General features: G+C 56.0%; 1 protein-coding gene. It reads right to left on the bottom strand.

All coding sequences use genetic code 11. The features are described 5' to 3' along the window. Positions 1 to 3: 3 nt before the first annotated feature. Positions 4 to 1,176, bottom strand: a 1,173-nt coding sequence (tuf, locus tag THS27_RS26255; protein ID WP_139835772.1) for an elongation factor Tu, incomplete at its 5' end; no start/stop codon positions are given.

Here is a 1,176-nt window from a genome sequence, read left to right as displayed (position 1 = left end):
AAATTATTCAATGATCTTGGCAACGACGCCCGCGCCGACGGTACGACCGCCTTCACGGATGGCGAAACGCAGACCTTCATCCATCGCGATCGGTGCGATAAGGGTGGCGGTCATCTGAACGTTGTCGCCCGGCATCACCATTTCGGTGCCTTCCGGCAGTTCGATCGAACCGGTCACGTCAGTCGTACGGAAGTAGAACTGCGGACGGTAGTTCGAGAAGAACGGCGTGTGACGACCACCTTCATCCTTCGTCAGGATGTAGGCTTCTGCCTGAAACTTGGTGTGCGGCTTGATCGAGCCGACATGGGCCAGAACCTGACCACGTTCCACGTCTTCACGCTTGGTACCACGCAGCAGCGCGCCAATGTTGTCGCCAGCTTCGCCCTGATCGAGCAGCTTGCGGAACATTTCAACGCCGGTGACGATCGTTTTGACGGTATTTTTGATACCGACGATTTCGACTTCTTCACCAACTTTGATGATACCGGTTTCGACACGGCCGGTCACAACCGTACCACGACCCGAAATCGAGAAAACGTCTTCGATCGGCATCAGGAACGGACGATCCTTCGGACGTTCCGGTGCCGGGATGTAATCGTCAACAGCAGCCATCAGTTCAAGAATGGCGTTCTTGCCGATTTCGTCATCACGGCCTTCAAGAGCGGCAAGTGCCGAACCCTTGACGATCGGAATATCGTCGCCCGGGAAGTCGTAGGACGACAGAAGTTCGCGGATTTCCATTTCGACGAGTTCGAGCAACTCTTCATCGTCAACCTGGTCAACCTTGTTCATGAACACGACCAGTGCCGGAACACCAACCTGGCGGGCCAGAAGAATGTGTTCGCGGGTCTGCGGCATCGGGCCATCAGCAGCCGAAACCACCAGAATGCCACCGTCCATCTGTGCCGCACCCGTGATCATGTTTTTCACATAGTCAGCGTGGCCCGGGCAATCGACGTGTGCATAGTGACGATTGGCGGTTTCATATTCGACGTGCGCGGTCGAGATCGTGATACCACGAGCTTTCTCTTCCGGTGCCTTGTCGATCATGCTGTAGTCCTGGAACGATGCGCCGCCGCTCTCTGCGAGAACTTTGGTGATCGCTGCGGTCAGCGTGGTTTTACCGTGGTCAACGTGGCCGATTGTGCCAACGTTAACGTGCGGTTTTGTACGCGC

The organism is Thalassospira sp. MCCC 1A01428 (genome assembly GCF_002115825.1).
GTDB lineage: Bacteria > Pseudomonadota > Alphaproteobacteria > Rhodospirillales > Thalassospiraceae > Thalassospira.
This window is presented reverse-complemented; position numbering and strand designations above follow the sequence as displayed.